The organism is Algimonas ampicilliniresistens (genome assembly GCF_030159955.1).
GTDB lineage: Bacteria > Pseudomonadota > Alphaproteobacteria > Caulobacterales > Maricaulaceae > Litorimonas > Litorimonas ampicilliniresistens.
In genome coordinates this window covers 107,280-132,982 of record NZ_BSNK01000001.1, presented here as the reverse complement: position 1 = coordinate 132,982, position 25,703 = coordinate 107,280, and the positions used below count along the sequence as shown (strand labels likewise).

26 protein-coding genes are annotated in these 25,703 nt (G+C 56.3%); 10 read left to right on the top strand and 16 right to left on the bottom strand.

The genetic code is table 11. The features are described from left to right. Nucleotides 1–57: 57 nt before the first annotated feature. Nucleotides 58–570, bottom strand: coding sequence for a 30S ribosomal protein S16 (gene rpsP, locus QQL54_RS00740; protein WP_284386598.1), 513 nt, complete (start codon nt 568–570; stop codon nt 58–60). Between the two features lie 30 nt (nt 571–600). Further along, on the bottom strand, nt 601–2,196 hold the full coding sequence (ffh, locus tag QQL54_RS00735; RefSeq protein WP_284386597.1) for a signal recognition particle protein: 1,596 nt from the start codon (nt 2,194–2,196) through the stop codon (nt 601–603). Between the two features lie 241 nt (nt 2,197–2,437). Between ffh and QQL54_RS00730 the strand changes: the two genes are divergently transcribed. Beyond that, entirely contained in the window at nt 2,438–3,964 is a 1,527-nt protein-coding gene (locus QQL54_RS00730) for a hypothetical protein (protein WP_284386596.1), read from the top strand. Here QQL54_RS00730 and QQL54_RS00725 read toward each other — a convergent pair. The 7 genes from QQL54_RS00725 to QQL54_RS00695 all read right to left on the bottom strand — a co-directional run bounded on the left by QQL54_RS00725 (nt 3,961) and on the right by QQL54_RS00695 (nt 11,128). Next, the gene (locus QQL54_RS00725; protein ID WP_284386595.1) at nt 3,961–5,280 is read right to left on the bottom strand and encodes an amidohydrolase family protein; all 1,320 of its coding nucleotides are present in this window, start codon (nt 5,278–5,280) and stop codon (nt 3,961–3,963) included. The two genes, QQL54_RS00730 and QQL54_RS00725, sit on opposite strands and share 4 nt — an antisense overlap. A 168-nt stretch (nt 5,281–5,448) precedes the next feature. Continuing rightward, nucleotides 5,449–5,826: a 50S ribosomal protein L20 gene (rplT, locus tag QQL54_RS00720; RefSeq protein WP_284386594.1), complete on the bottom strand. Its 378-nt coding sequence runs from the start codon at nt 5,824–5,826 to the stop codon at nt 5,449–5,451. Between the two features lie 10 nt (nt 5,827–5,836). Then, complete coding sequence (gene rpmI / locus QQL54_RS00715) at nt 5,837–6,049, bottom strand: 50S ribosomal protein L35 (RefSeq protein ID WP_284386593.1); 213 nt, start codon at nt 6,047–6,049, stop codon at nt 5,837–5,839. Nucleotides 6,050–6,229: 180 nt separating this feature from the next. Beyond that, the gene (locus tag QQL54_RS00710) at nt 6,230–6,865 is read right to left on the bottom strand and encodes a LysE family translocator (RefSeq protein WP_284386592.1); all 636 of its coding nucleotides are present in this window, start codon (nt 6,863–6,865) and stop codon (nt 6,230–6,232) included. A gap of 73 nt (nt 6,866–6,938) precedes the next feature. Beyond that, nucleotides 6,939–8,948, bottom strand: coding sequence for a glycoside hydrolase family 9 protein (locus QQL54_RS00705; protein ID WP_284386591.1), 2,010 nt, complete (start codon nt 8,946–8,948; stop codon nt 6,939–6,941). 389 nt (nt 8,949–9,337) lie between these two features. Beyond that, nucleotides 9,338–9,877 (bottom strand): translation initiation factor IF-3, encoded by a 540-nt coding sequence (gene infC / locus QQL54_RS00700; RefSeq protein WP_348520687.1) that lies wholly within the window; start codon nt 9,875–9,877, stop codon nt 9,338–9,340. 120 nt (nt 9,878–9,997) lie between these two features. Beyond that, a complete protein-coding gene (locus QQL54_RS00695; protein WP_284386589.1) occupies nt 9,998–11,128 on the bottom strand; it encodes a glycosyltransferase family 4 protein in 1,131 nt (376 codons plus the stop codon). Nucleotides 11,129–11,143: 15 nt separating this feature from the next. Between QQL54_RS00695 and QQL54_RS00690 the strand changes: the two genes are divergently transcribed. From QQL54_RS00690 to QQL54_RS00655, 8 genes are all read left to right on the top strand, one after another. Then, nucleotides 11,144–11,899 (top strand): alpha/beta hydrolase, encoded by a 756-nt coding sequence (locus tag QQL54_RS00690; RefSeq protein ID WP_284386588.1) that lies wholly within the window; start codon nt 11,144–11,146, stop codon nt 11,897–11,899. 53 nt (nt 11,900–11,952) lie between these two features. Beyond that, nucleotides 11,953–12,447: a TlpA family protein disulfide reductase gene (locus QQL54_RS00685; protein ID WP_284386587.1), complete on the top strand. Its 495-nt coding sequence runs from the start codon at nt 11,953–11,955 to the stop codon at nt 12,445–12,447. Between the two features lie 35 nt (nt 12,448–12,482). Continuing rightward, nucleotides 12,483–13,379: a peptide chain release factor N(5)-glutamine methyltransferase gene (prmC, locus tag QQL54_RS00680; protein WP_284386585.1), complete on the top strand. Its 897-nt coding sequence runs from the start codon at nt 12,483–12,485 to the stop codon at nt 13,377–13,379. Between the two features lie 204 nt (nt 13,380–13,583). Continuing rightward, a complete protein-coding gene (locus QQL54_RS00675; RefSeq protein ID WP_284386582.1) occupies nt 13,584–14,168 on the top strand; it encodes a DUF4167 domain-containing protein in 585 nt (194 codons plus the stop codon). 95 nt (nt 14,169–14,263) lie between these two features. Continuing rightward, the gene (locus QQL54_RS00670) at nt 14,264–15,436 is read left to right on the top strand and encodes a DUF2891 domain-containing protein (RefSeq protein ID WP_284386580.1); all 1,173 of its coding nucleotides are present in this window, start codon (nt 14,264–14,266) and stop codon (nt 15,434–15,436) included. Between the two features lie 15 nt (nt 15,437–15,451). After that, a complete protein-coding gene (locus QQL54_RS00665; protein ID WP_284386578.1) occupies nt 15,452–15,853 on the top strand; it encodes a hypothetical protein in 402 nt (133 codons plus the stop codon). Further along, nucleotides 15,850–16,518, top strand: a complete 669-nt coding sequence (locus tag QQL54_RS00660) for a hypothetical protein (RefSeq protein WP_284386576.1) — start codon at nt 15,850–15,852, stop codon at nt 16,516–16,518. Before QQL54_RS00665 ends, QQL54_RS00660 begins: the two co-directional genes overlap by 4 nt. A gap of 48 nt (nt 16,519–16,566) precedes the next feature. Beyond that, on the top strand, nt 16,567–17,235 hold the full coding sequence (locus tag QQL54_RS00655) for a DUF937 domain-containing protein (protein WP_284386574.1): 669 nt from the start codon (nt 16,567–16,569) through the stop codon (nt 17,233–17,235). Nucleotides 17,236–17,314: 79 nt separating this feature from the next. Here QQL54_RS00655 and QQL54_RS00650 read toward each other — a convergent pair whose 3' ends face one another. The 7 genes from QQL54_RS00650 to QQL54_RS00620 all read right to left on the bottom strand — a co-directional run bounded on the left by QQL54_RS00650 (nt 17,315) and on the right by QQL54_RS00620 (nt 24,879). Then, a complete protein-coding gene (locus QQL54_RS00650) occupies nt 17,315–18,982 on the bottom strand; it encodes a peptide MFS transporter (protein WP_348520686.1) in 1,668 nt (555 codons plus the stop codon). Between the two features lie 111 nt (nt 18,983–19,093). Beyond that, entirely contained in the window at nt 19,094–20,035 is a 942-nt protein-coding gene (locus QQL54_RS00645; protein ID WP_284386571.1) for a bifunctional riboflavin kinase/FAD synthetase, read from the bottom strand. Then, nucleotides 20,035–20,640, bottom strand: coding sequence for an HAD family hydrolase (locus QQL54_RS00640; RefSeq protein ID WP_284386570.1), 606 nt, complete (start codon nt 20,638–20,640; stop codon nt 20,035–20,037). Before QQL54_RS00640 ends, QQL54_RS00645 begins: the two co-directional genes overlap by 1 nt. 42 nt (nt 20,641–20,682) lie before the next feature. Next, nucleotides 20,683–21,117 carry a MaoC family dehydratase gene (locus tag QQL54_RS00635; protein ID WP_284386568.1) on the bottom strand — a complete coding sequence of 145 codons (435 nt, stop codon included), beginning with the start codon at nt 21,115–21,117 and terminating at the stop codon, nt 20,683–20,685. Nucleotides 21,118–21,183: 66 nt separating this feature from the next. Continuing rightward, on the bottom strand, nt 21,184–22,035 hold the full coding sequence (locus tag QQL54_RS00630) for a TIGR01459 family HAD-type hydrolase (protein WP_284386567.1): 852 nt from the start codon (nt 22,033–22,035) through the stop codon (nt 21,184–21,186). Between the two features lie 44 nt (nt 22,036–22,079). After that, nucleotides 22,080–22,472: a GFA family protein gene (locus QQL54_RS00625; protein ID WP_284386564.1), complete on the bottom strand. Its 393-nt coding sequence runs from the start codon at nt 22,470–22,472 to the stop codon at nt 22,080–22,082. After that, a complete protein-coding gene (locus QQL54_RS00620; RefSeq protein WP_284386563.1) occupies nt 22,462–24,879 on the bottom strand; it encodes a zinc-dependent metalloprotease in 2,418 nt (805 codons plus the stop codon). The genes QQL54_RS00625 and QQL54_RS00620 overlap by 11 nt, the downstream gene beginning before the upstream one ends. Nucleotides 24,880–24,988: 109 nt before the next feature. Here QQL54_RS00620 and thiE point away from each other — a divergent pair, with 109 nt between their 5' ends. Continuing rightward, on the top strand, nt 24,989–25,663 hold the full coding sequence (gene thiE, locus QQL54_RS00615) for a thiamine phosphate synthase (RefSeq protein ID WP_284386561.1): 675 nt from the start codon (nt 24,989–24,991) through the stop codon (nt 25,661–25,663). The last annotated feature ends 40 nt before the right edge of the window (nt 25,664–25,703 follow it).

Sequence of the window (25,703 nt, the reverse complement as noted above, 5' to 3'; positions counted from 1 at the left end):
GCCAGCCCCCTGATCATCAGAGGGCTGGCCTTTCGCGTTTCAGATGGCGCTAAGCGCCTATTCTTCTGATTTCGTCTCTTCTGCTGCGGCCTCTGCTGCAGGAGCGTCTTCGGCAGGCGCCTCTTCAGCTGGCTTAGCGGCTTCTTCCGCAGCAGCGGCTTTGGCCGCTTCGTCTGCAGCTTTAGCAGCTTCAGCAGCCGCTTCTTTCGCTTCTGCTTCAGCCGCCTTGCGGGCTTCCGCTTTCTCTTTTTTCTCTTCGATGCGCTCTAGCGCTTTCTCGCCCGGCTTACCCTTTTGTGGGTTATTGCCATGCGACCATTCCCAGAGGCCAGCCGCGCTCAGGAAACGTGCAACGCGCTCAGTTGGGCGTGCGCCCTTGCCGAGCCACTCTTTAATTTTATCAACTTCGAGCTGGACGCGATTTTCGTCGTCCTTTGGCAGCATTGGGTTGTAGCGACCGACGATTTCGATGAAGCGGCCATCGCGCGGAGAGCGCGAGTCAGCAGCGACGATACGATAATAGGGACGCTTTTTTGCGCCGTGACGCGCGAGGCGGAGTTTCAGTGCCATTGGTTTTTCCTTTAGGTAAGTTCTGAGTTTCTATTTCTTGAATTTCGGACCGCCGCCTAGACCGGGGAGTCCACCGCCGAGACCCGGAAGCTTAGCGCCTCCGAGGCCGGGTATTTTGCCGAGGCCCGGAAGACCGGACCCCATTTGTTTCTTGAGCGCTTCAAGCTCGGCCGGGTCCATTCCGGCGAGGTCCGGCATACCATTTTTGCCACCGCCAAGGCCCTTCATAGCGCCTTTGGGCATACCGGGCATTCCCGCCATCTGAGCCGCCATTCCGGCCATGCCGCCCTTGCCCATCTTCTTCATCATGTCCGACATCTGACGGTGCATTTTGAGGAGCTTATTGACCTCAGACACATCCATGCCGGAGCCCGCCGCGATGCGTTTTTTACGCGACGCTTTGATCAATTTCGGGTTCTTACGTTCCCACGGGGTCATGGATAGGATGATGCCGCGTTGCCGGGCCAGCAGCTTGTCATCAACGCCGCCCATGGCATCCATTTGCTTTTTCATTTTGCCCATGCCGGGCAGCATTTTCATGATCCCGCCCATGCCACCGAGCTTGGACATTTGTCCGAGCTGATTAGCAAGATCGTCAAGATCGAACTGACCTTTAGCAAGGCGGTCAGCGGCGAGCGCAGCGTCTTTTTCGTCGATAAGGGCTGACGCTTTTTCGACCAGTGCGACCACATCGCCCTGTCCCAAAATGCGGCCCGCTAGGCGTTCGGCATCGAACGCTTCTAGCCCGTCGAGTTTTTCACCCGTGCCAAGGAATTTGATCGGCAGGCCCGTGACCGCTTTCATGGACAGGGCTGCACCGCCGCGGCCATCGCCATCGATGCGAGTCAGGACAAGACCTGTCAGGGGCAGAGCGTCATTAAAGCGTCGCGCCGTTTCAACGGCATCCTGGCCGGTCAGCGCATCGGCCACCAATAGAGTTTCAGTCGGTTGCGCAATCCGCGCGATTTCGATGACGTCTGCCATCAATTCTTCGTTGATCGTGGTCCGGCCTGCCGTGTCGAGGAACAGCACATCATAACCGCCCTTGGCGGCTTCTTTTAGGGCGCGAGACGTGATCTGCACTGCAGACTGGCCAGACATGATGGGTAAAAATCCAGCACCGGACTGTTCCGCCAACATGCCGAGTTGTTCCATCGCGGCTGGACGGTTGGTGTCTAGCGAGGCCAGCATGACCTTCTTCTTAGCTTTGTCTTTGAGGAATTTGGCGAGCTTACCGGTTGTCGTCGTTTTACCAGAGCCCTGCAGACCCGCCATCAAGATAACGACGGGCGGCTTAGCATTAAGGTTCAATTCTGAAGCGCGGCGAACCTCACCCATATCGGCATCATCATCAGATAATGTTCCGCCCAACGTCTGGATCAGCGCATCATTGACGATCTTAACGACTTGCTGGCCCGGCTTGACGGCACGGATGACTTTTTCGCCGACCGCTTCTTCACGGACCTTAGCGACAAACTGTTTGACCACCGGCAGGGCGACATCAGCTTCAAGCAGCGCCTTGCGGATTTCACGCATGGCGGCATCGACGTCACGATCGCTCAGCGCACCGCGGCCTGTCAGCGTATCAAAGACGCCGGTAAGTCTATCGCCTAAAGCTTCAAACAAAGCTCACCTCAATCAAAAGCACAACGCAAAGAGCCGCAGCGAACGAAAACTCGTCGGCTACGGGACCCCGTCTGCATCGTGCACAGCTCGGAGCGCAAACTATAGGTCTGCGCGGAAGTGCGGCGCACCTAGCCGCCCGACGCGCGCCTGTCAATCCGACAGTCCCTTTACCTATTGTGTCGACTAGGCTGACATATCCGTCATTTGTCGCCGACGCAGAAGCGCGTTACACTATCACTTCATGCAGCGTCTCTTCTTCATCTTAGCTGTCGTCTGGTTAGGCTATGCCCCGTCGGTTCTTGCGCAAGGCGTGCGTGCGGAGTCTCAGCATTTCATTCTGCTATCTGAAGCTGAGGTCGATGCCTCTGCTCTTCTGTCCGATCTAGAGCGTTTCCGGACGGCTGTCATGACAGATATGGACCTAGAACCGGGCGCCAACCCAACACCGTTGCATTTGAACATCATCAATGACCCTGAGACGTTCCAGCTGATTACGCCCGGTGGGATCACGGCGGCGATCTATCTGCAAAGCGCAGCCGGGCACGACATTGTGGTTGGTTATAGTTCGCAGCCCGGTCACTTTCTATCTCAAGCGCTAGAACCAGGCTGGCTCCGTCTCGTTCTGCGCCACGAAGTCGTGCATCATATTTTAGAAACGCATTATGCGCGCAAACTTCCGGTTTGGCTCGGCGAAGGTCTAGCAGAATATTATTCGACCTTCGAACCCTCGCCGGATGGTCGGGCCCTATTTGGACGCGCTTTACCGGAACAAGACCCGCTGTCAGAGGCGAGCAATTGGCTGCCGATGCGGACCGTGATTGAAAGCATGGTGAAATACCCTGATTTCCGGGCGGCCTCGACCGGGTCTCTGTTTCGGGCTCAGCGTCTCTATTACGGGCAGAGCTGGGCCTTGGCGCACTTCGTCATGGATCAACCCGATGGGCTCGCCAAAATCCATAATTTTGTCGATGATTGGAGCCCACTGCAAGATAGCGAAGATAGTTTCGAGCGCGCCTTTGGTCTGCGTTATGAACCCTTAGAGGCGCGCGTTCGAGAAGACATTATTCAGGACGGCGGCAATCTTCGGCTCAACGACCTCACCCAGCGCGAGCTCCAACCGATTACCGTTTCGACGCCCACACAAATTGAGATTGACGAGAACCGGCTGCGCCTGCTGCTCACGCATGGCCACCTTGGGGACTCGACCTATGACCGGATCGATGCGGTCCGTGAGCTGATCATGGACCCAGCAGACTCCGACGCGCTCGATCTGGCTGAGGCCTTACGGTCTTGGCGGCTTAAAGATTGGGACGCGTCTGACGCGGCGGCTGAGCGTATTCTAGCCCGCCAACCCAACCATCCTGCCGCCCTCAAACTGCGCGCCAAGACCGCCTATGGCCGCGTGTCTGAACGGCAGATGGATGATGCCTTATGGACTGAGGCCGAAAGTGTGGTGATCAGTGCCCTAGCCGTCAGCCCTGATGATGCGGAACTTCATCTGTTCCGGGTCGCCGTTAGCCGGCCCGATACGGATCGGCTCTCACCCGGCGCGCGACGTTCGCTCAATTGGTTGGCCGATCATGGCACTCATTTGAAATTGCCGCACACCGCGATGATGATGATCCCGGCACTGATCTATGAAAACCGCTTCGACCATGCCGATGCTGTCCTCGACAGTGCGGCGCGATGGACAGAAAACTCATCCGATAAATTTGTGATCGAACGGCTGCGCGGCAATGTCGCGGCGGAACGCGCAGTCGCGCCCTAGCCTTCATCACCTTCAGCCGCGACATCGACAAATTGCCCGTCTTTCACCCGGTAGGAAATTTCGCCGATAATAGCGGCGTCTTCGATCGGGTTTACTGGAAAGCTGATAAAGCTCGCCTCGCAGCCAACGTCTAAACATCCAATATTCCTATCCGGGAAGATAGTTTTCGGTGTCGTCATCGTTGCCATACGCAGCATTTCGGCAGGCGTGACGAATCCTTTATCAACCCCCGCAATCAACCCCGGTGTCAATGTTGATCCATAGGCATTGGTTGCGACTACCAATGGTGCGCCAGCCGCTTTCAACGCGGCTATATTCTGCTGCTCCCAAGCCACGAGATCAGCCGGGCGGTCTTTGACCCATTCGGTCACAATCAGGGTGCTCACCATGCCAAGCTCTGCCGCAGCTAAAGCCTCCGTGTCTGAAATCAGGCAGTCATCCACCACATCGACGTCATAATAAATACTGTCCGGATCAGCCTCGGAATCCTGATAGCAGGGGAGATGCGTAATGATATCAGCCCCGACGTTAAGGCTTGCCCGAAAGTCATGAATGTTACTGTTCGCCACAGCCAGTCGAACCCCGGCCTGGTCAGTCAGTTCAGCAATTAAAGGCAGTAATGTCGGATCAATCCCGCCGCCTGGCCCCCATTTTCCAAACCCTTCCGCATAACGGTTACTTTTGCGTAGAAAGACTTTGATATGATCCGGGCGGTCTCCCAACAGCAAATCCATTTTCGCGCGGACATCCGCCTCAGTCTCTACAACATAGTAAGCATTATCTGCCGCTCGACTTCCGGCATGAATTTCATCAGAGCGGGCCACCTGATCTTCGTAGGAACGGATGTTTAGGGCCAGTGCTTCGTAAATCTCTGCCGGATGACTTTCGGGACCCGTGATCCCGCCGAGCGATGTCGCTACATCAATATTTCCTGGACCGGATAAGCGGTCCCGAATTTCGATCACGCCCTGTGTGGGAGCCGTCATAGTCATTGCGTAGAAGGCGCCCGACTTGAGGCCCATAGAGCGATGCCAATCAAGCGTATATCGACCGTCAAAATGATGTGTGTGTGCATCGCCAAAGGGCGGGGTGAGAAACTGCCCAGATAGGTCAACGGATTGGCCCGGATTGACGGGGCAACGCACGATCACTTGGCCAAGAACACAGAGTGTTTTTGCCTGAAACTCTTCTCCGTCGAATATCTTCGCGCCTGTATAGGCTGTGACCTGCTGGGCTTCGGCATCCGTTAGGCCCGGCACAGACTGACAGGCCGAAAGAAGAAAGGCCAACGTCAGGGTTGAAACAGATCTGGTCACAAAACACTCCGAATATGGTTGGATGAAATTAGGCCAAATTGAAAGTAACCCACCAATTTTTCTGTCAATGAACATAGCTGTCGGTGAATGAACAGCGCGAGCGGGCATTGAGAGGTCATAAAAAAAGCTCCCCGGAGGGAGCTTTTCGAAATCGATAAAACCGTTGCTTTATGCGGAAACAGTGTGCGGCTGAGTGTGGTTCTTCTTGGCTGTTTCAACGAGCGCTTTGAACGCTTCCGGCTCATTCCCGGCCATATCAGCGAGGACTTTACGATCCAAGTCGATACCAGCGTTTTTCAAGCCTTCCATGAAACGACCATAAGTCAGACCATGTTCGCGGGCAGCCGCGTTGATGCGTTGGATCCAGAGAGCCCGGAACTGACGCTTCTTCAGCTTACGACCGATATAGGCGTACTGACCGGCTTTTTCGACAGCCTGGTTAGCAATGCGGAATGTGTTCTTGCGGCGACCGCGAAAACCTTTCGCCTGCTCAAGAATTTTTTTGTGGCGGGCGTGCTTCGTTACGCCGCGTTTGACTCGTGACATGTGCTCGCTCCTATTTCTTTTTCTTGCCGTAAGGCATGAATTTCTTCTTGATGACCTTGGCGTCAGCGTCCGCGACAACCACAGTTCCGCGCAGACGGCGGATCTGGTCGTTTGAGCGCTTGATCATACCGTGGCGCTTACCGGCTTGGCCCGCGAGGACCTTTCCGGACTTCGTAATCTTGAAGCGTTTTTTCGCTCCAGACTTCGTCTTCATCTTGGGCATTGTTTTCTCCGTTCAGTTGAGATTTCGACGGCCGGGCAAATGCCACTTTGGCCCGGGTGCGTCGGCTACCTCGTTAAAGGCAGGCGCGCCCTATACACGAGCGCTCCGTGGTTTCAAGTATTCGGGGACACATGGCGCAACACCCGTTCGTCCGTATCGCTGAGTCATGACAAACGCCAATTATGGCCGGGCGGACTGCCAAACCATCCACACAGCGATCGCAGCTAGAAGCAGCGCGAAGCCTCTTGCCGTATTTCTGCGAAGCCCTTCTTTTTGAAACACGGGCTGCAGAGTGCTGGAAAATAGAACGATCAATATATGAATGGTCGTAGCGATGCTGACATAAATGAGGGTCAGCCAAACTGCCTCCGCAATGGTTGAACTCTCTGTCGACGCATTAGAATGAAGATAGGTTGGCAGGATGGCGATATAAAACAACGCTGCTTTGGGATTGAGAAGATTTACGGTCAGACCGTAGCGGAAATAACGCCGAACCATCGGAGACATATGTTGCGCATCTAGGACAGGTTTATCCGCTTCACGCCATTGCTGCAGCGCCAACCACAACAGATAGGCTCCCCCGCCGAAACGAAGTGTCTGATAAAAGAACTCAGACCGGTCGACGAAGGTCGCCACGCCTGCGGCAGCCAGCACGCCCACGACCAGAAGACCCAAGGCAATCCCGGCTACCGTTGAGAAGCCGAGCCGACGCCCCCGTGTGGCCGCGACAAGCGCCAGAAAACCCATATTGGGCCCAGGCGTAAGTTCAATGACCAAGCAGGTGAAGATATAAGCCGATAGGGACGACAGGTCCATGTCACCCGTCTTGTCAGTCTAAGCAGATCCGATCAACTGTTGCGACGTGCCCCTGCCCAATTTGGACTCTGTCCTATTCGACGCCGTTGCTCGGACGCGGCAGTGCGGCGCAGCTTGCGTCCTGACGATCGAGCCAATGCGCCGTCCATGCGAGGCCGGCATTCCAGTTGATCGCGACTTCATTCAATGAATAGGCCGCATAGTCGTCGGCCCAGCAAGTCATCGACGTGCATTGCCCGCGTAAGGTTGATCCGACCGGGTCAATGAAATTGATATTGTTTGGCCCGCCCGACAGTGCACCCGGCGGCGGAAAGGGTAGAGTGGCGTCTGATCCCCCCCGCCAGAAGCGGTGGTGCGGGTTTCGAGCCGGTCTTTCACCGTAGCCCGTAACGTAAGATCGACCTAAAGGATTACGACCGAGTAGATAGTCCATGGCATCGATCACGCCGCGCCGATATTTTTCGTCGCCCGTGCTGGTATGCGCCGTCCCCATGATGATGGCGCGGTTCATAAAGTCGCCATTGGAACCCCAATAATAATCGAGCTCAGATTTCGGCACCATAAATCCAGCTTCGCTTGTCTGCCCCTCATACCGATCCGCCCAAGTGAGAAGGGCTGTGCGCGCAGCGTTTAGGCGTGCCTGCCCTGCGAGCGACCGCTCGGACGCCATCAGGCTGAGCATGCCTGGTCCTTCCATGGAGGCCCAATCAAACGATCCAAATGGATTATAGGTCGGAACGTACCGGTCCATCTCAGCCGCAAACATGGCCTCTCGCGTCGTCAGCCAGAGCTCCGTCGCGGCCCAGCCGAACTCGTCCGTAAGGGATTGATCATCATACGGACCGCCGCCATCAAATTCGCCCCACGCATAGGCATCAGGAACACGGCTCGCCGCCGCATAAGCGGTTCGTGCCGCGCTCAAACATTGTTGGGAAAAGGCTTTATCAACAGACGCAAAAAGACGCGCACATTGCGCGCCGACGGCGGCCAGATGCAAGGTCGCCGATGTTGTTGGCGGATAGAGACGACGCGTAATCCCGTCTGTATGCGGCAACACATTATCGCCGGGCCATGTCACACCATGCGATTTATGGTGCACCATTCCAGCCGGGGAGGTTAGTGTCAGAGACAGCGGGCCCGTTGCCGCTTGATCCCCTCGCGCCAAAGCTTGTGGGACAGTCGAGCTTGTCTGCGTCGACAACAAATAATCGACCCCGTGCCGCGCTTCGTCGAGAATATCGCTGATCCCATTCCCAGCTTCGGGCATGAGCAGTGACATATCCCCAAGTTCAGGCGCGCATTGGCGAACAGAGCCCGACTTACGTCGCTCTGCCATGTTGAGCAGCATCCACGTCGTGAAGCCCGTATTGACGGCATATTGCCCATAGTCGCCCGCATCATACCAGCCGCCCTGGACTGACAGGCTATAGTCACATCCTGGCCAATCGGTGCCACGATCATCCGGGCCGGAAAAACAAGTCAGAGTCCGATCAACGTGACCCGCAGGCCGCGTCAGCGGCGGGGTCGTCGACGGGACATAGCTCGCTTCAACGGGAGCGCCGACTCTGGACTGATAAAAGTAGGACAGGCTGTCGCGAGACAGGGACCCATAGGGTCGCCCGCCAATATCAAATGGATCGCTTTTGATGGCCCCGACCCGCACAGTGAATCCGTCACCGACATCACCGGTCAGCGGCGCATCGATTTGATGCACACTCAGAGCCGATGCCGCGTCAACTCCGAACGGAACGGTCTGCCCACTCAATATGACCTGATCGCGATCATTCAGAAGCTCGAAAGTCTTTGGCGTATTGGACGCATCAACCAAGACAGCGCGCAGACGTGATTTGGATGAAAACCCATGTTGATTCAAAAGAACCGATCCCGCCGTTGCGGGTTCAGAAAAATGCGGGGTGGAAGATGGTTCAGCGACCGGACTCAATTCGGGTTTTGCAGTGGAAACCAGACTTTCAGATTGGGCTAAACCTGCGGCGGACACGCCGCCCTCCACGCTAACTTTTTCGCAAGCGGAAAGGCCGCATAGCGCGGCACAAGCAACCATAAGAAAAGGCGAACGTCGCATAAGATCGTTTCAGTCTCGATTAAACCCGATAATGGGCTTCAGAGCTCGACCTAAGTCAGAGACGTAAAGGACCGCTAAATCGAGAGGATTAATAGGAACGGTAGGCGGCGAACTCGTCAAAGCCCGACCGCCTGATCGAAACAATCGGCCCCAGCCCAAATTCCGATGAAGGTGCCCCACATCTGCGGAATGTCGACTGACACGCCAACGCAGCACGGTCACGGCCTTCACAGAGAATCGGTGTTTGGCGTATTTCGGGATTGGATACCCGTGCGGCGGGAAATAGGCGCAGACCAGAATTGCGCACTCGAACAACAATCACCTTCACAGAGCAAAAAAAGCGCCCCAAAAGGGCGCTTCTAACAAAGAAATATCCGACGAGCCGGACGCTATCTCGGCGCCATCACCATAACCATCAACCGACCTTCGGTCTTTGGCGCGAATTCGACTTTAGCGATTTCATCAAAGTCATCACGCACACGGCCAAGCAAGCTTGTGCCCCGGTCCATATGTGCCATTTCACGACCGCGGAAACGGACCGTCACTTTGACTTTATCACCGCGTTCAAAGAACTCGGTCATCTTCTTCGTCTTGACCATATAGTCATGCGTATCGATGTTCGGACGCATCTTGATCTCTTTCAGAGATGATGTGCGCTGACTCTTACGGTTGGCCGCTTTTTTCTTCTGCGCTTCAAAGCGCATTTTTCCGTAATCGAGGACCTTACAGACAGGTGTCTCACCCGGAGCCACTTCGACGAGGTCCAAACCTGCCGACTGTGCAGCGGCCAGCGCCTCAGCTAGCGGCACAACACCGCGTTTTTCGCCGTCTTCTGTGATCAGAAGCACGGACTCAGATGTAATTTCGCGATTGGTACGCGGTCCTTTGGGCTTTTTGGCCGGTTGGGCGGCATGGGGACGTCTAGCGATGGGTATACTCTCCTCGGGGCGATCAAATGATCTCACAAATGGCAGGTGTTCCTACCAAGGCCTGAATATGGCGGCAGGGACCGCCCTTTTCAAGCGATATGGGCGCTAAAAAGCCCGGTTTTAGCGCGATTGTTGCTGAATTGCCTCACGGTAAACCTGCAATGTGGCGCTCTGGAGCGCCTGCTTGGAGAACCGATCCGCAATTCGCTCGCGTGCGGCGATCGGATCATAGGTCCCCGGAACCCCTAAAAGAGCCCGGGCCAAGGCGTCAGAGTCGCCTGGCGCGACCAGCCGACCCGTCACTTCATTATCTACCACATCGACCGCACCGCCATGGTTAGAGGCCACAACCCAGCGCCCCATCGCCTGCGCTTCAGCGGCCGTTCGTCCGAACGCTTCTGGATCCGTCGACGGCGTCGTCACTCGGTCGGCGGCCATAAAGGCAGCAGGCATGTCGATTTCATGTCCCGGCAGGCGCAACCGCTCCGCAACGCCGAGCGAGTTGGCCAGCGCCCTCAACTCCGCGACATAGGCATCACGTCCTTGGGGGTCTCCTGCGCACACCAGCACTGTATCGTCCGGCAAGCGAGCCAAGGCCCGAATCGCCACGGTCTGACCTTTCCAACGCGTCAACCGAGCCGGCAATAAGATGACCCGGTCATCTGGTTTGACATTCCATTTGTTCCAAACCGCTTCAACGCGACCCCGTGAAACTGCCTTAGGATCAAACAATGCCATGTCGACACCGCGTGGGATCACGCGGATCCGATCTTCCGGCGTCTTGTGCGTTGCCATCACATGATCCGCCGTGAAGCGCGAATTGGCGATAACCAGATCACCGCGCGCCATGATGGAATTATAGCGTCGCTTGCCTAAAAACCCTTCATTATAGATGCCGTGATAGGTGGTCACGAAAGGCACGCCTTCCGCCATCGCAGCACGCCAAGCCGCCCATGCGGGCGCGCGGGAGCGCGCATGAACCACATCGATTTTGTTCAATACGATCAACTTTCGCAACGCCGCGATTCGCCACGGCAAGCTAAGCAGACGTTTGGAGCCGACATTCGCGGTAAAATGCGTCGCGCCCGCTTTGGTCAGCTTATTAACCAGACGTCCACCGCCACTGACAACAAACGCCCCATGCCCATCCGCGATGAGCGCTTCGGACACTTCGACCGTCGTGCGTTCGACTCCGCCCGCCTCCAAGGCTGGCAAGACTTGCAAGACATTGTATGAGCTAGGCTTCGTCACACATGAGGCCGTAGCATGGGCGCGCAACACATCAACCATGAGGGCGCAAAACTCGCTTATCATTATGTGGAGGGCCGACCGGAGATTGGCGGCCCCACAATGATCTGGTGCGGCGGGCTGAAATCCGACATGGACGGCACAAAAGCCGTCTTTTTGCATGAGCAATGCGAACGAGCCGGTCGGCCTTTCGTACGGTTCGATTATTTCGGCCATGGGATCAGTGATGGTGAGTTCACCGACGGCACAGTCTCGCGCTGGGCGTCAGACGTCGTCGCTATGATCGATCGATTCGGCAAAAACGGCGTTGTGCTCATCGGTTCGTCTATGGGTGGCTGGGCATCATTACTGGCCGCGCTGGATCGACCCGACGCCGTCAAAGGCCTCGTTCTGATCAATCCAGCCCCAGATTTCACCGAGAAAATGGTCTGGTCCGGATGGGACGACCACAAGCGCACCATGCTAATCGAAGACGGTGTTGTGTATGAGCCGTCCGATTATGGCGAACCTTATGCATATTCCCGCGCGCTGATCGAAGATGGCCGCGCACGGCAGATCTTGGACGCCCCCATCGACTTCAATGGCCCAATCGAAATTCTTCAAGGAGCGAATGATGATGTCGTCCCTCCGGCTTATTCGCGTTTGATTGTGAAAACCGTCACCAGCGAACGGGTCGGCTACACGCTGGTCAAAGGCGGGGACCATTCGCTCTCGCGCCCACACGATCTCTCGCGTCTCTGGACCACATTAGAGACGATGCTCGCGCAACTGTGAGAGGTGCGTGATGAGGCACCTCTCTAAGGGGGTGGCAACTCATGGAGATTCCAATGCAAAAAACTTTGATCCTCGCCGCCACGACCGCGCTTCTCGCCGCCTGTTCCAATGCTGACACGTCCACGGCTACAACAGAACCCGTGCAGATCGTCGAAACGACAGTTATGACTGACACGGCCTCAACCGATGTCATGACCAGCGACGTCGCGATGGAAACAAAGACCAAAGCAGTTCTGGTCTATGCTGACTGGTGCGGGAGCTGCAAAGTGCTCGACCCAAAAATCAAAGCGGTTCAGGCCATGGGTCCAATGCCGGGCGTTGAGTTCGTCACGCTCGACTACACCGACAAGAATGCCGACAATTTCTACGCACAAGCCAAAGCGGCAGGCGTAGAAGAAGCCGTTCGTGCGGAACTCGACGGCACGATCAAGACAGGCTGGCTATTGCTGGTCGATGTGGATGACAAACGCGTCCTGTCGAAAGTGACCAAGGCAGATGAAACCGCTGAGATCGTCACCAAAATTCAGGACGCCCTCGCACAATCCTAGTTGGATATTCGGCGCGCCCCAGCCTATGCGCGGATATGGTTGCCCCTTTTGACCAGCGCCCAAATCCAAATTCAGGCCTAGTATCAGGCCTGAATTACCGCGCGGCCAAACGTGTCATCGCTCGTCAGTTTGTGGCGGCGGGCCTCCCTTTTGCCGATGAGGACGCACTGGACCTCTTGCTCGGCCTGACCGGGCTGAACCAAACCGACTATATCATAGGCGGAGCCGAGCCCGTCCAGACTGAACAGATGAACGCGCTACGACTCGGCGCAGAGCGGCGACTGGCTGGTGACCCCGTTGATCGCATCTTAGGCTGGCGGGAATTTTATGGCCGTCGCTTCTTGATCGACGATGTCTTGTCCCCGCGCGGCGACACGGAAGTTTTGTTGCTGGCAGCGCTGGAAGTAATCCGCGACGTCAAGACACCGCGCTTACTTGATCTCGGCACAGGCTCTGGTGCGCTCGCCATCTCACTGCTTTGCGAACGAGAGGATGCGATGGCGATCGCAACCGATTGCGACGCAAACGCTCTAAGGACCACGCGCGTGAATGCGGAAGCGCTCAAGGTAAGCGATCGATTGGAAACCCTTCAATCTGATTGGTTGTCTGCCCTGCCCTCAAACCCATTCGACGTTATATTAAGTAACCCGCCCTACATCACGTCCAATGCGATGACCGCCCTAGAGCGCGAAGTTGCAGAGCATGATCCGGTCGGCGCCTTACATGGTGGCCGCGATGGGCTCGACCCCTACCGGATCATTGTACCGGGCGCGCGCGAATATTTGCGACCCCGGGGGTGGCTCGGCGTCGAGATCGGGTTTGATCAAGGCGAGGCTGTTCAGGCCCTTTTCAAAAGCGCTGACTATCGACACATCCGCCTCTTGGCCGACCCAGCCGGTCACGACCGGGTCGTCTGCGGATGGCGGTCTTAGACGGCACAGATAGATTGGGCGGGGATAAGGCTGAAAAACCCCTTTGACATACGCTAGCCGAGTGGTAGTCGAAACCTGTTGGTTGGGCAGGAATACTGCGGGACACATGTCCCGATCCCCCGTTGAAATCCAACAAACCACCCCCGGAAAGTTCGTCTGCGGTTCGCCCGCTTTGCTCTTTCCCAGCGTGTTCAGGATAATCCGATGAAGCGTCAACGCGGTCGTAATCGCAACAATAACAGCGGCAATAGTCGCAACAACTCCAACCGGTCTTTGGATTCCAATGGACCGGATGTGAAGGTGCGTGGCAGTGCGTCGACCATCTATGAAAAATACACACAGCTTGCCCGCGATGCCAAAACAAGTGGCAACCGGGTCAAGGCCGAAAGCTTGCGTCAACATGCCGAGCATTATTTGCGCCTGATGAATGAGCAGGAAGCCCAGCGCGAAGCCGAACGTGAAGCGCGGGAAGCCCGCGATGCAGAGCGTAATCAACGCAATGATCGTAATCGCAACAATTCCGATGGCGACAATAATGATCGTCAGCAAAACCGTCGCCCGCGTCCGAATAAGTCTGAGGATCAGTCCGACACGGCGTCAGAGACAAATACCGATAAAGCGGATGAGGACGAAAAGCCGAAACCGCGAACCCGTCGACCACGCACCACAGATGCCGATGCGGCTCCAGTTGAAGCGACAGAGGCGCCTGAAGAGAAACCTAAACGCCGCCGCCGCGCCCCAGCGCGCGACAAGAGCGGTGATAGTGAAACCGTGGAAGCAGCGGAGTAGATCCAACGCTTACGCAACCCGTTAAGAACCCCGGCCCTGTGCCGGGGTTTTTTGTAGGTGCTTGACCTTTCTCTGCAGCCTGCGACACTCACGCGATGAAACACGCCGCCTTGCTTCTTCTTGCCTTCATTGCCTCTGCTGGAGCCAGTTGCACCGAGACGTCCCTTCCGTCCGATACGGAACCCGTTCAAATTACAGAGACGACGCCCGTCCTCCCCGTCCGTGCTGATGCGTTTCCGACCCAGATCGACCCGATGCTCGCGGACCGCTTTTCGCGGCTGGCCCTCGATTGTGTGCAACAGGAGTTCCCCAACAAGATTTCACGCACGACCAATACGGCTGAAGCGATTGGGCGGCCGCGCGACCTTTTCCCAGCCTTCTATGGTTGTTTTGATTGGCACAGCGCCGTGCATGGACACTGGCTGCTCGTCAGGCTGCTCAGGATCGGCGATCTCGAGGCAGAGACGCAGGCCGAAGCCATCGCTAAGCTAAACGCCAATCTCAACCTGGACACAATTGCAGGCGAGCTGGCCAATTTCAGACGGGCGGAACGCGGCTCTTGGGAACGCCCCTATGGTTGGGCGTGGCTGTTGCAGCTAACAGCGGAATTACGCGAGTGGGATGATACGAATGCGAAACGGTGGCTTGCTGCTTTGGAACCGCTTGAAGCGGACATTGTCGCCGCGACAAAAGACTGGATGCCCAAGCTGGCCTATCCGATCCGGCTTGGCACTCATAATCAGAGCGCGTTCGCTTTCACCCTGATGCATGACTGGGCGGTCGTTGCGGGCGATGCTGAGTTCGCCGCCCAGATCGACGCACGTGCGCGAGACTTTCACTTGGACGATGTGAACTGCCCGCTCGGCTATGAACCATCAGGCGAAGACTTCCTGTCGCCCTGTTTAATGGAAGCGGATCTGATGCGCCGAGTACTCAGTCCGTCTGACTTTGCCGACTGGCTGAGCCGCTTTCTGCCCGGCATTCCCGGTGATGGCCGCGCCGACTGGCTACCGCCCGCCATCGTTCTGGACGCCTCAGATGGAAAACTGGTCCACTTGGACGGGGTTAATAGTAGCCGCGCCTGGAACCTGTTTAACATTGCGCGCGCCTTGCCGGATGATGATCCGCGCCGTGCTGCGCTTGTGGCTGCTGCAGAAGTCCACCGCGACGCAGGCGTCGAGGCCGTGTCAGATGAACATTATTCTGGCAGCCACTGGCTCGCCAGCTTCGCAACCTATCTAATGACGGATCGCGGGTGGAACGAATGATTATGGAAACGCAGAATGACGCTCGTTTCTGACCTTTGGAAAAGCTTCCGGAGTTTGCCGACTTGGGTGCAAATTTGGATGGTTCTGATCTTGGTCCCGGTCAATGCCGCCAGTATACGGTTTCTGGGTGAACCTTCAGCCGGAGTGATTGCGCTGCTCGCTATTGGCGGCATGGTGCCAAATATCTTCATCATGATAGGGGACCGGAGGTTCACGAACAAAATGGCCGTCCCTCACGTCATTCTCTGGATTCCGCTCGTCGTTTTCATTGGCTACTTACTCTTCGTCTCTGATGCGGATTTATCCTCGACCTATGCGACCTATTTGAAAGCACTTTTGATCGTTAATCTGATTTCGCTATCATTCGACATTCCTGAAACCATGGAATGGTACCGAACGCGTCACAGGCCATCATGATAACAGATCTCGACAAACAAGCGTGCATTGAGCGGCATAAAACAATCCGAGCTATCCTCTGGGTGGTTGCATTGCTCATCGTTGCGGCGGTGTTGTTTGGGGTCTACCGCTTTGTCACTGCGCCTGTTCGCATGGCCCAGAACACGACCCAGACGATCACGCAGCAAGTTGAGGAAACAGCCACAGCCGTCTTGACTCATCGGCATATCAAAGTGCGTGAGGGCCGCCGCTATTCGCGTATGGCGGATCGAGCCCACACCATTCTAATCAACCTACCCGAAACGAAGCCCGCTAGCCTAAGAGATCGCACTTTCCGGTTGGCGCATCTTCGCGGATCACAAAGCAAGGTCTGTCAGTTCGTCATGGATTTCGGAGCCGGACCCGTGCCCGTTTGGACCGCAGCTGACAATGCGGAGTTCACGGCCAATCGTAGCTTGGGAGGAGAAGCCAACCGTCAACTACGGATCATCTGGGAAACACCGACAATGATCCTCGGCGTGTCCGTTCAATATGCCGACAAATTCACGCAAGACGATAATGCGCCGCGCTGGGAACTGTTATGGCGGCGACGGGACAGCATCCAGAAGCCACTGACGGATGCCGTAGTCAGTGAACGCACGATGAACGCGCTTGCGGCCATACCGCAACAATGCGCGACTCCGTAGATTAATTCAGATAAACAATCGTAGACACACTTTCGAAAAGGATTTCCTATGGCCATGAATATGATGGACATGATCATGCAAGCCGCTGGCGGTGACACAGCTCAACAGGCCGGTAATCAGCTTGGCCTCTCCCCTCAGCAGAGCCAGCAAGCCATCGGCGCCCTGCTGCCTGCCATCAGCTCCGCCATGAAGCGCAACACGGCCTCACCTCAAGGCCTAGCCGGATTATTGGGCGCGCTACAGAATGGTGGTCACGAGCAATATCTGGAAAACCCGCAAACCCTGTCACAAAACGCCCAAACCGACGGCAACGCCATTCTCGGTCACCTGTTCGGATCCAAAGATGTGAGCCGCGCTGTTGCGGGTCGCGCTTCAGAGCAAACTGGAATCAGCAGCGACATATTGAAGAAAATGCTACCCATGGTCGCCATGATGGCGATGGGCGGTCTGTCCAAACAGACGAACAATAATCAAGGCATTCAGGGCATGCTCGCCCAAGCCGCGATGCAGCAACTTATGGGCGGGGGCCAGCAAGGCGCACCAGCCAAAGGGATTGGTGGCATTTTGGGCGGCTTACTCGGAGGTGGAGGCAGACAGCAACGTCAACAACGCCAAGCCCACCAACAAGGCATGGGCATGCTCGGTCGGATGCTCGACGCGGATGGCGACGGCAATACAATGGACGATATTCTGGGCATGGTGATGAACCAACGCTAGAGCGTTTCTGACCAACTCTCTTCAAGGCATAAAAAAGCCCGCCAATTGGCGGGCTTTTTCTTTAGCTCTTATTAGACTGTTAGTCTTTCACGTCGCCCGTTGGGCTCTCACGTTCACCAACCATAGCCTCGCCGTCCATAGTAAAGTCCGACGTACCATGTTTGACATGATAGCCTTCCATGTCTGCTTCGAGCGTGTCGAGATGCATCATGCGTTTGATGATCGGGCTGATCACAATCAAAGCAACACCTACGCCGACCGCGATCCAGCCGATTTGACTGTAGACTTCCATCACAGCTCTCTGCGTTTCCGCCAACGCCGCTTCGGCATCGAGACTAGCCAGCGCATCCGAAGATGTCAGCTTAGCGATCTGCGCTGCCACAAAGTTACCCGCGCCAGAGGCGAGGAACCACGCGCCCATGATCAGACCGACCATGTTAGGCGTGGACAGACGAGTCATGGCGGACAGGCCCACAGGGCTGAGGCAGAGCTCACCCGTTGTGTGCAACAAATAGACCATGCAGATGAAGAACACCGGCGTCAGATTGCCAAGACCAGCCGACTGCGCACCCCAGACCAGCACGAGGAAACCGAGACCCAGCTGGATGACGCCCAGCCCAAACTTCGCGCCCGTCGACGGGTCCATTTTTCGCTTGGCGAGCCAAGCCCAGCCCAGTGCGAAGAGCGGTCCAAGGAACACAATGTAGATCGCATTGAGTGACTGGAAGATCGAGGCTGGTTGCTCCTGCCCCAAGATCGTCCGGTCAACAGCCCGGTCCGTAAAGATGTTGAGCGAAGATCCAGCCTGTTCAAACAAGGCCCAAAAAAGGACCTGCACGGTAATCAGGAACAGCGCCGCAAAAATCCGGTTACGCGCATGCGGTTGCAGCTTCGATACGGATCGCCAAAGGATGTAGCCATAGGTCGCGACCATCGCGAAACCGAGCGTAATGCCCACCGTCGCTTCGTCCCGGATCAGATACCACAGCACACCAACGCCCAAGAAGGACAGAATATAGATGAACCACTCGCGGGTAATAACGCCGCCAACCTTCTCGGCCAAATATGCGGGATTCGGCGGCTCGCCAGCACCCTGCAGCAACGGTTTACCCCAAACAAAGACGACCAGACCTGCCAGCATACCAATGCCTGCAAGACCGAAACCATACGACCAGCCATAGGTTTCGCCGAGCCAGCCAGCCAGCAAGGCTCCGCCGGCCGCGCCGAGATTGATCCCGACATAGAAGAGCGTGAAAGCACTGTCCCGGCGGGGATCGGTCTTCTTATAAAGCTCGCCGACGATGGCCGAGATGTTGGCTTTCAGGAAGCCAACGCCCGCAACGATCAGGGCAAGGCTGAGATAGAAGACATTTAGAATGGTCGCATCGCGCATTGTCGGGTCTTCGACCGGAGCGCCTTCAATGGCCATGCCCGCATGTCCTAAGACCAACAATACAGCACCAATCACAATGGCCTTGCGTTGGCCGAGAAACCGATCGGCGAGCATGCCGCCGATGACCGGCGTGATATAGACCAACGTCGTATAGGCCCCGTAGATTCCGTAAGCCTGATCATCCGTGAACAAGAAGTGCTTGGTCAGGTAGAAGATGAGCAAAGCCCGCATACCGTAATAGGAAAAACGCTCCCACATCTCGGCGAAGAACAGGATGTAGAGACCCTTTGGATGGGTCCGCATCTGCCAGAGCGCGTTGAGCACCCCCAAGACAATGAATCCCAACAGGATCATGATGAAAATGGTCATTGGATAATATCCCCTTGCCGTGTCCGAGCGGTCCCCGCGCTCAGTGTTCCCATTCGCCTGCCACACACATCCGTTGCAAGCAACGGTTGGGTGTTTTTATGTCAGCAGACCGAAAATTGCCCGCGCGCCATCGGCGTCACGCGCAATCTGTTTGCGTAATTCCTCGAAGCTTTCGAACTTCTTTTCCTCACGAATGAAACTACGGAAGCGGACCATTAGGCGCTGACCATAAATATCCTGGTCAAAATCGAAAATGTGGACTTCTAGCCGGGCTTCTTCGCCATTCACAGTCGGGCGGGTACCGGTATTGGCGACACCAGGTCTCCACTCCGCCTCACCGGCAATGTGGCATTCCACGGCATAGACCCCGAATTTTGGCCTGACGAGATCGCCAAAGTCGAGATTGGCCGTCGGAAAACCGATTGTCCGCCCGCGTTGCTGCCCCATGGCCACAACACCGTCCACCATCCACGGGCGCGACAGCATGTGCTGGGCATGGAACACGTCACCTTGTTGCAAGGCCTTGCGAATTTCGGTCGAGCCATATTTGCCGTACATCTTATGCAAGCCGACTGGAGATACCGTTGTCACGCCAATTCCGCGTTCGTCGCAAAGACGTTTCAAGCTTTCGACATTGCCGCAGCGATTTTTGCCAAAGCCATAATCCTCACCCACGACGACATGCCGAATACCGAGTCCCTGATGCAGAACGGTTTCAACAAATTCGGTATCGTCCATGTCGCGCAGCGTTTCGTCGAACGGTAGCTCAAATAAGAGATCAACACCCAATTCGCCGAGTACACCTTCGCGGAGGCCCGAACTCATCAGGCGGAAGGGCGGGGCATCCGGTTTGAAGTAACGATAAGGATGGGGTCGGAACAGACCAATTCCAATCGGAGCCTCATGCTGTGCCGCGATCTTGCGCACTTGCTCAATGACGGCTTGGTGACCGCGGTGCAGACCGTCAAAATTGCCAAGCGCTATAACCGCGCCGCGTACTTCGTCAGGCAAATCGGTGTAACGATTAAATGAACGCATCAGGCAACAAACCCCAGTCGTTGGAGAACAGGCAAGACGCCCTGAGCGGAATCGACATGTTCCGCCCGCAATCCCATCTGGCGGGCCATCAAAACATTGTCCATCATATCATCAAAAAACAGAATATTTGAGGCCGGCAGACCCAGCCGCGCGACCGCCCTTTGGAAGATCACCGGATCAGGCTTGGCTAGGTGCATTTCATGTGACGCGAGCGCAGGGTCGAACAGGCCTTGCACATCGAACATCTTATGCAAATGCGACCAGTGCATCGCGTTCGTGTTGGACAGGCACGCCGTTTGAAATCGGTTCTGCAAGGACTCGATGGCTTCAACCACGCCGGGAAATGGGGCCTTAACCCAGCCATTCCAATCCGCTGCTAATTGGGCGTGATCTTGCCCTAAATCGAATTGCGCTTTCAGTTCGTCCAGAAAGCTCTGATCATCGACTGTGCCCAACCGATATCCACGAAGGACGTCCGAGGCATTAAACTGTTCATGAATGACAGCCGGGCTTCGCCCAATATGATCTGCAATGGCGTCGATCCCGACCCAAGGTACGACGACCCCGCCTAGGTCAAACAAAAGTGCTTCGACCCCGTCGTTCAACTCGCCATCTCCAGCCCTCTATCAGGTTCGCGAGGCGCGATATCAGTCATTCGGTCGTTTCTGCACGAACACCCCCGCGTCGCCGCGACAGATTTTTACGCCGTCGACTTCGCAATGGCATTTCATTTTTACGCGACCTGTACGCTCATTGATTTCTTCGATGGTCGCGACGGCTGTGACCACATCATTGATCATGGCCGGTTTGCGAAAGCGCAGATTAAGTTCGACGAAAATAGCGCCCGGTCCAGGCAAATCATTGCCGAGCACAGCGGAGATGAAGCTGGCGGACAAAGCACCGTGAGCGATTCGCCCACCAAATTGCGTGGTCTTCGCATACTCTTCATCAACATGAATCGGATTATGATCGCCCGTAATGTCGGCGAATGCATCGATCATTTCGGCGGTAATGGTCGCGGTTGTACTCGCGCTCATTCCAACGCTTAGATCGTCCAAATAGTATTTCACAATATCAGCCATGACCGCGAGTTATAAAAGCGACGCTTGCCATAGCCAAGCACAAACCTTGGACCGCTCTTATTGTGACTACCAAGCCAGTTCAGGCATTTGATATCGCGCCGATACGCCGTGTTTCTCACACAGCGCACGAAATTCCTCGACTGTTTTGCCGTAAAGCCCGTCCTGAATGAATAGGCAATCAATGCCTTCGCGTTGTGCGCCGAGCACGTCTGTGAACAGATTATCGCCAATCATCAGAATCCGGTCTGGAGCAAAGCCCATCGTCTCCTCAAGCCAAGCCCGACCCAGACGATAGATCGGCGGATGTGGCTTACCCCCATATACAACCGTTCCACCCATGCGCTCATAAAGTTGCGCAATCGCGCCCGCACACCAGACTTCTTGGCCGTCAATCTGCACTTTCACGTCCGGATTGGTGCACACCATTTCCAGTTCGCGACCGATCAGGTCTTCAAGCAGATCATCATAACTCTCCGGATCATCACCATGATCATAAAGGCCCGTACAGACGACAAAAGCCGCATCGTCCATATCCGCGAAATTCATCGGCACTTGGTCGAACAGACCGAACCCCTCTTCGCCTTCCTGATCAACTGTACCGATCAGAAAGGCCGGCCCCGGTGATCGGCCCGCCAGTTCATTGACGACCGCATCGCCCGACGTGACGATGGCGTCGAAAAAGCCATCCGGCATTTCCAACTGCGCGAAACTCTCAGGCACGTAAGCGCTGGGTCGCGAAGTGTTGGACATCAGCACAACTGTGCCGACCTCGTCGCGATAGCGCTCTAGCGCACCGCAGGCGGAAAAGTTCGGCCGACGCCCATTATGCACCACACCCCAAATGTCGCAGAAAATCGCATCATACTCGAACGCGATGTCGGCAAGACCAGAGATGGGTTGGAAGGTTTGGGCAGTCATGGGCGGGGCTTTAGCGGATGGTGTGGTCGTGTCACGCTGCAATGCTAGGTCTCCAGCGACTTGTGCAGCCCGCCAATGCTCTCATCCCAGTTCTGACCATCAAAACCAATCCGTCGCGCCACGTTAAGCCCGTCGACACAGCGCGCATTCACGCTCCACGCGCCGGGATGGCTACGCGGGCGGTATAGCGGCTTGATCCCGCATGTGCCGCAGAAAAGATGATCGGCCGTTTTAGTGCCGAATTTATAAGATACGAGCTGATCTCGCCCGGATAAAAATCTCAGATCAGCCTCTTCAACGAAGACATGCTCATAGCCCGTCATACGACAAAGCGAGCAGTTACAGTCGGTGACATCAACCGTCTCCGGCGCGCTGAATTCAAACTGGACAGCGCCGCAATGACACTGCCCCTGATAGGTTTTCAGACTATTTGTCATGGAACCCAGACACATGGAAACCAGCGGTCCCGATTGGGCTGCCCGGCGGCAAGAGCTTCGGTGCCGGGATCAGGCTCTTGGCCGAACGCGGGGCAGCCTTCATTCGCTCGATTTCATCCGCCAACCATTGATCGGTGCGATCATTAGACAGGGTGAGAGTTGCGCGCAATCTGTCCAGAGTGAGATCAGCCGCCGCCTTGACGGCTGGTGGATGATCGCCGGAGAGAAGCTCAACGAGCGCATAAGCGAAGCGTGCCCGCACAGCGTTCGCGATCTCGCCCTGCCGCCCCTCACGCGGGAAACCCATGACGGCATTGCGGGTCCGAACCATCAATTCGTCAATGCCAAGGTTGCTGGCGTCACGGCGATGAAATTCAACCAGTCGCGACAAACGGCGCGGATGAAGCAGCGCATCAAACGTCAAATCGGCGGCCGTATCTGCGGCGGCGACAACATCAAAGGCCGGATAAGCAGAGGCACGAAACAGTTCGCGATCACTATCGGCGAAAGAGAAGCTACCGAGGCGCGGTGTCAGTCGGTTCAGAACCGTATCTGGAATATCCAATGCCGCTGGATCCAAGGTCGAGAGCACAGCCTGTAACGCTTCGCGTTGCCGCGCAGGCGGTACAATCTCTGCCGCCATCGCCTCACCTGCCAGACCATAATCGAAACGGACGCCACCGATGGACTTAGCCGCTGCCGCTGTCTGGTAGCGATGATAGAGGTAGATCGGCACTAAGGCCGCGTTCAGGTTCGACTGCGCCCAGCCGTTAGGCAGATTGTCCGGTCCGAACCGGTCCAGCGCATAGGCCCGCATCGCCATAACATCACGCAGCGTTGCTACCGCATCCGTGCCGTTATCCCACACGCTGCCGTCGGGATGGCCCGTCCCGCTGCTGCGCCCATCGCTATCAGCCACATAAGAGAGACCGCGCGCATAGGCCGCGTCAAGAATGGCGTCACGCGCCTCGGGCGTGTGATCGCCATAAAGCCAATCCGCCGTGACCTTGTCCCAATCACCAATCCCGACCCCGTAAACGTTAGAAAGATCCGGCTCGCCGTCGACTAGGCGTACGTCCATCGCCGGATAATCCATGACTGATGCCTTATCATCCGAACTGGCCGCGAAATTATGCATGAAGCCGAGCGAATGGCCGATTTCATGCGCGGAAAGCTGGCGAATGCGCATCAGGGCGAGCTGTACGGGATCATCCAGATCACCACTGCCCGTCTTCTCTGCGCCGAGTAGGCCTTCAAATATCATCCGGTCCTGACGCACGCGCAAAGACCCGAGATTGACGTGACCTTTGAGCATTTCGCCCGTGCGCGGATCAGACACGCCGCCGCCATAAGACCAACCCCGCGTCTGGCGGTGAACCCATTGTACGACCGTATATCTGACATCCAGCGGATGGACGTCATCGGGCAGGATTTCGACGCGGTAGCCATCGGGATAGCCCGCCTCGGTAAAGGCCTCGCCCCACCAAGCAGCTCCTTCGACTAAGGCACTGCGGATCGGCTCTGGCGCGCCGCCGTCAATATAGACGACAATAGGCTTGATGGTGTTGCCGTCCGCATCCTTTTGCAAACGGTAACGACGCGCCAGCCGCGTCTCAATCGGCGCAGACAGAGCCGCGCTATAATTATAATGCACTTCTTCAATCGCGGCAGCGCGCGGATCAGACAGAAGTGGCACATAGCCATCATCCGGCAGCCGCACGAAACTATGATGTTGGATCAGTGTAGCCGTTTTGCCATTCGCCGCCGTCGTCGCGACTTCGCGGCCCGGGTCTGACGTTTCCAAGGTAAAGAACACATCAAATTCGGCATTATCGGGAAAGCTGAACACATTATCCGTGTCGATCAACGTCCGATCAGACTTGAGCGAGAAACTGCCCTGATCTGCGTCTTTGAGATATTGCTGCAGACCCAGCACGTCACTGGTCAGAAAATCCGTCATATCGATGACAAGACCGCCGTCGCGGCTGACAATGTCAAAGCTGGCGAGGAAAGACGGCGCGAAACTTTCAGCCACAGCACGTTCTTCCAGCGGATTATCCGGACTGGCACGATAACGCAGGTTGGGCTGTTCCAGCAGGACTTTGCCGCCCCGCTTGCGAAAGATCACGATCTTACCGCTGTCACCCCAACCACGATCCAGTCCAACCGGATTAGAGCCAAGCCCCGACGTCAGCCGCGCCGTATGGATCGCTTCCAGTGCAACCCCGTCCTCACCCGGTTCGGGCAAACGCACCAGCACCCGGCCATCATTCGTATCAACATGGAGATTGAGGAAACCGTCGCGTTGATCGAGACCCGCCAATGGATCGGATGACCCGTTCGTGTCCCTGGCCGCAACGCAGCTTGTCAGCAAAAGGGCAGTCAGACCCAGAAAGAAATAACGCATGATGACCTCATCCTTGATTGCCACACCCCTAAGGCGAGATGTGCCGGGCTGGAAAGGGAAAATGGGTCTGATGCTTGCGTGATCTCGCGCCCCGCACTAGCTCGACCCTATGTCAGAGGCTTCTAAATCCAATTCAGATCAACAAGAGCCGGGCTGCCAGCTCTATCTCATTACGCCGCCCAAGATTGATGACGTGCCAGCGTTTCTAACTGTGCTGGAAGCGGCCTTGTCAGCGGCCCCGGTCGCCTGTCTGCAGATCCGCCTGAAAGATCTGGAGGATTCAGCACTGGTTCAGGCAGCCAAACCCATATGTGAGTTGGCTCAGCGGCTCGGAACAGTCGTTATCCTCAATGATCGGCCCGATTTGGTTGATCAGGTTGGCGCGGATGGGGTCCATGTCGGCCAAGAGGATATGGATTATTTGTCATCGCGAGAGCTGCTAGGTGGGGATGCCATTATCGGCGTGACCTGCCACAATTCAAAACAGCTCGCCTTTGAAGCGGCGGGCGCTGGCGCCGATTATGTGGCCTTTGGCGCGTTTTTCGAAACGACGACAAAAGAGCCGAAAACCCGCGCCGAGTTGGAGATATTGTCATGGTGGCAACATGCCATGGAAACACCGGTGGTCGCGATTGGCGGAATTATGCCAGACAATGCGAAAGCAGTGATCAAAGCAGGGGCGGACTTTATCGCCGTATCCTCCGGGGTCTGGGACTGGCCAGCAGGCGCGGCGGCGTCTGTGCGCTCGCTGTCCTCGCTCTGTCAGGACTTCAGCCCGCTTTAAACACGGCCTTCGCCAACGTCCCGACAACATCACCCATTCA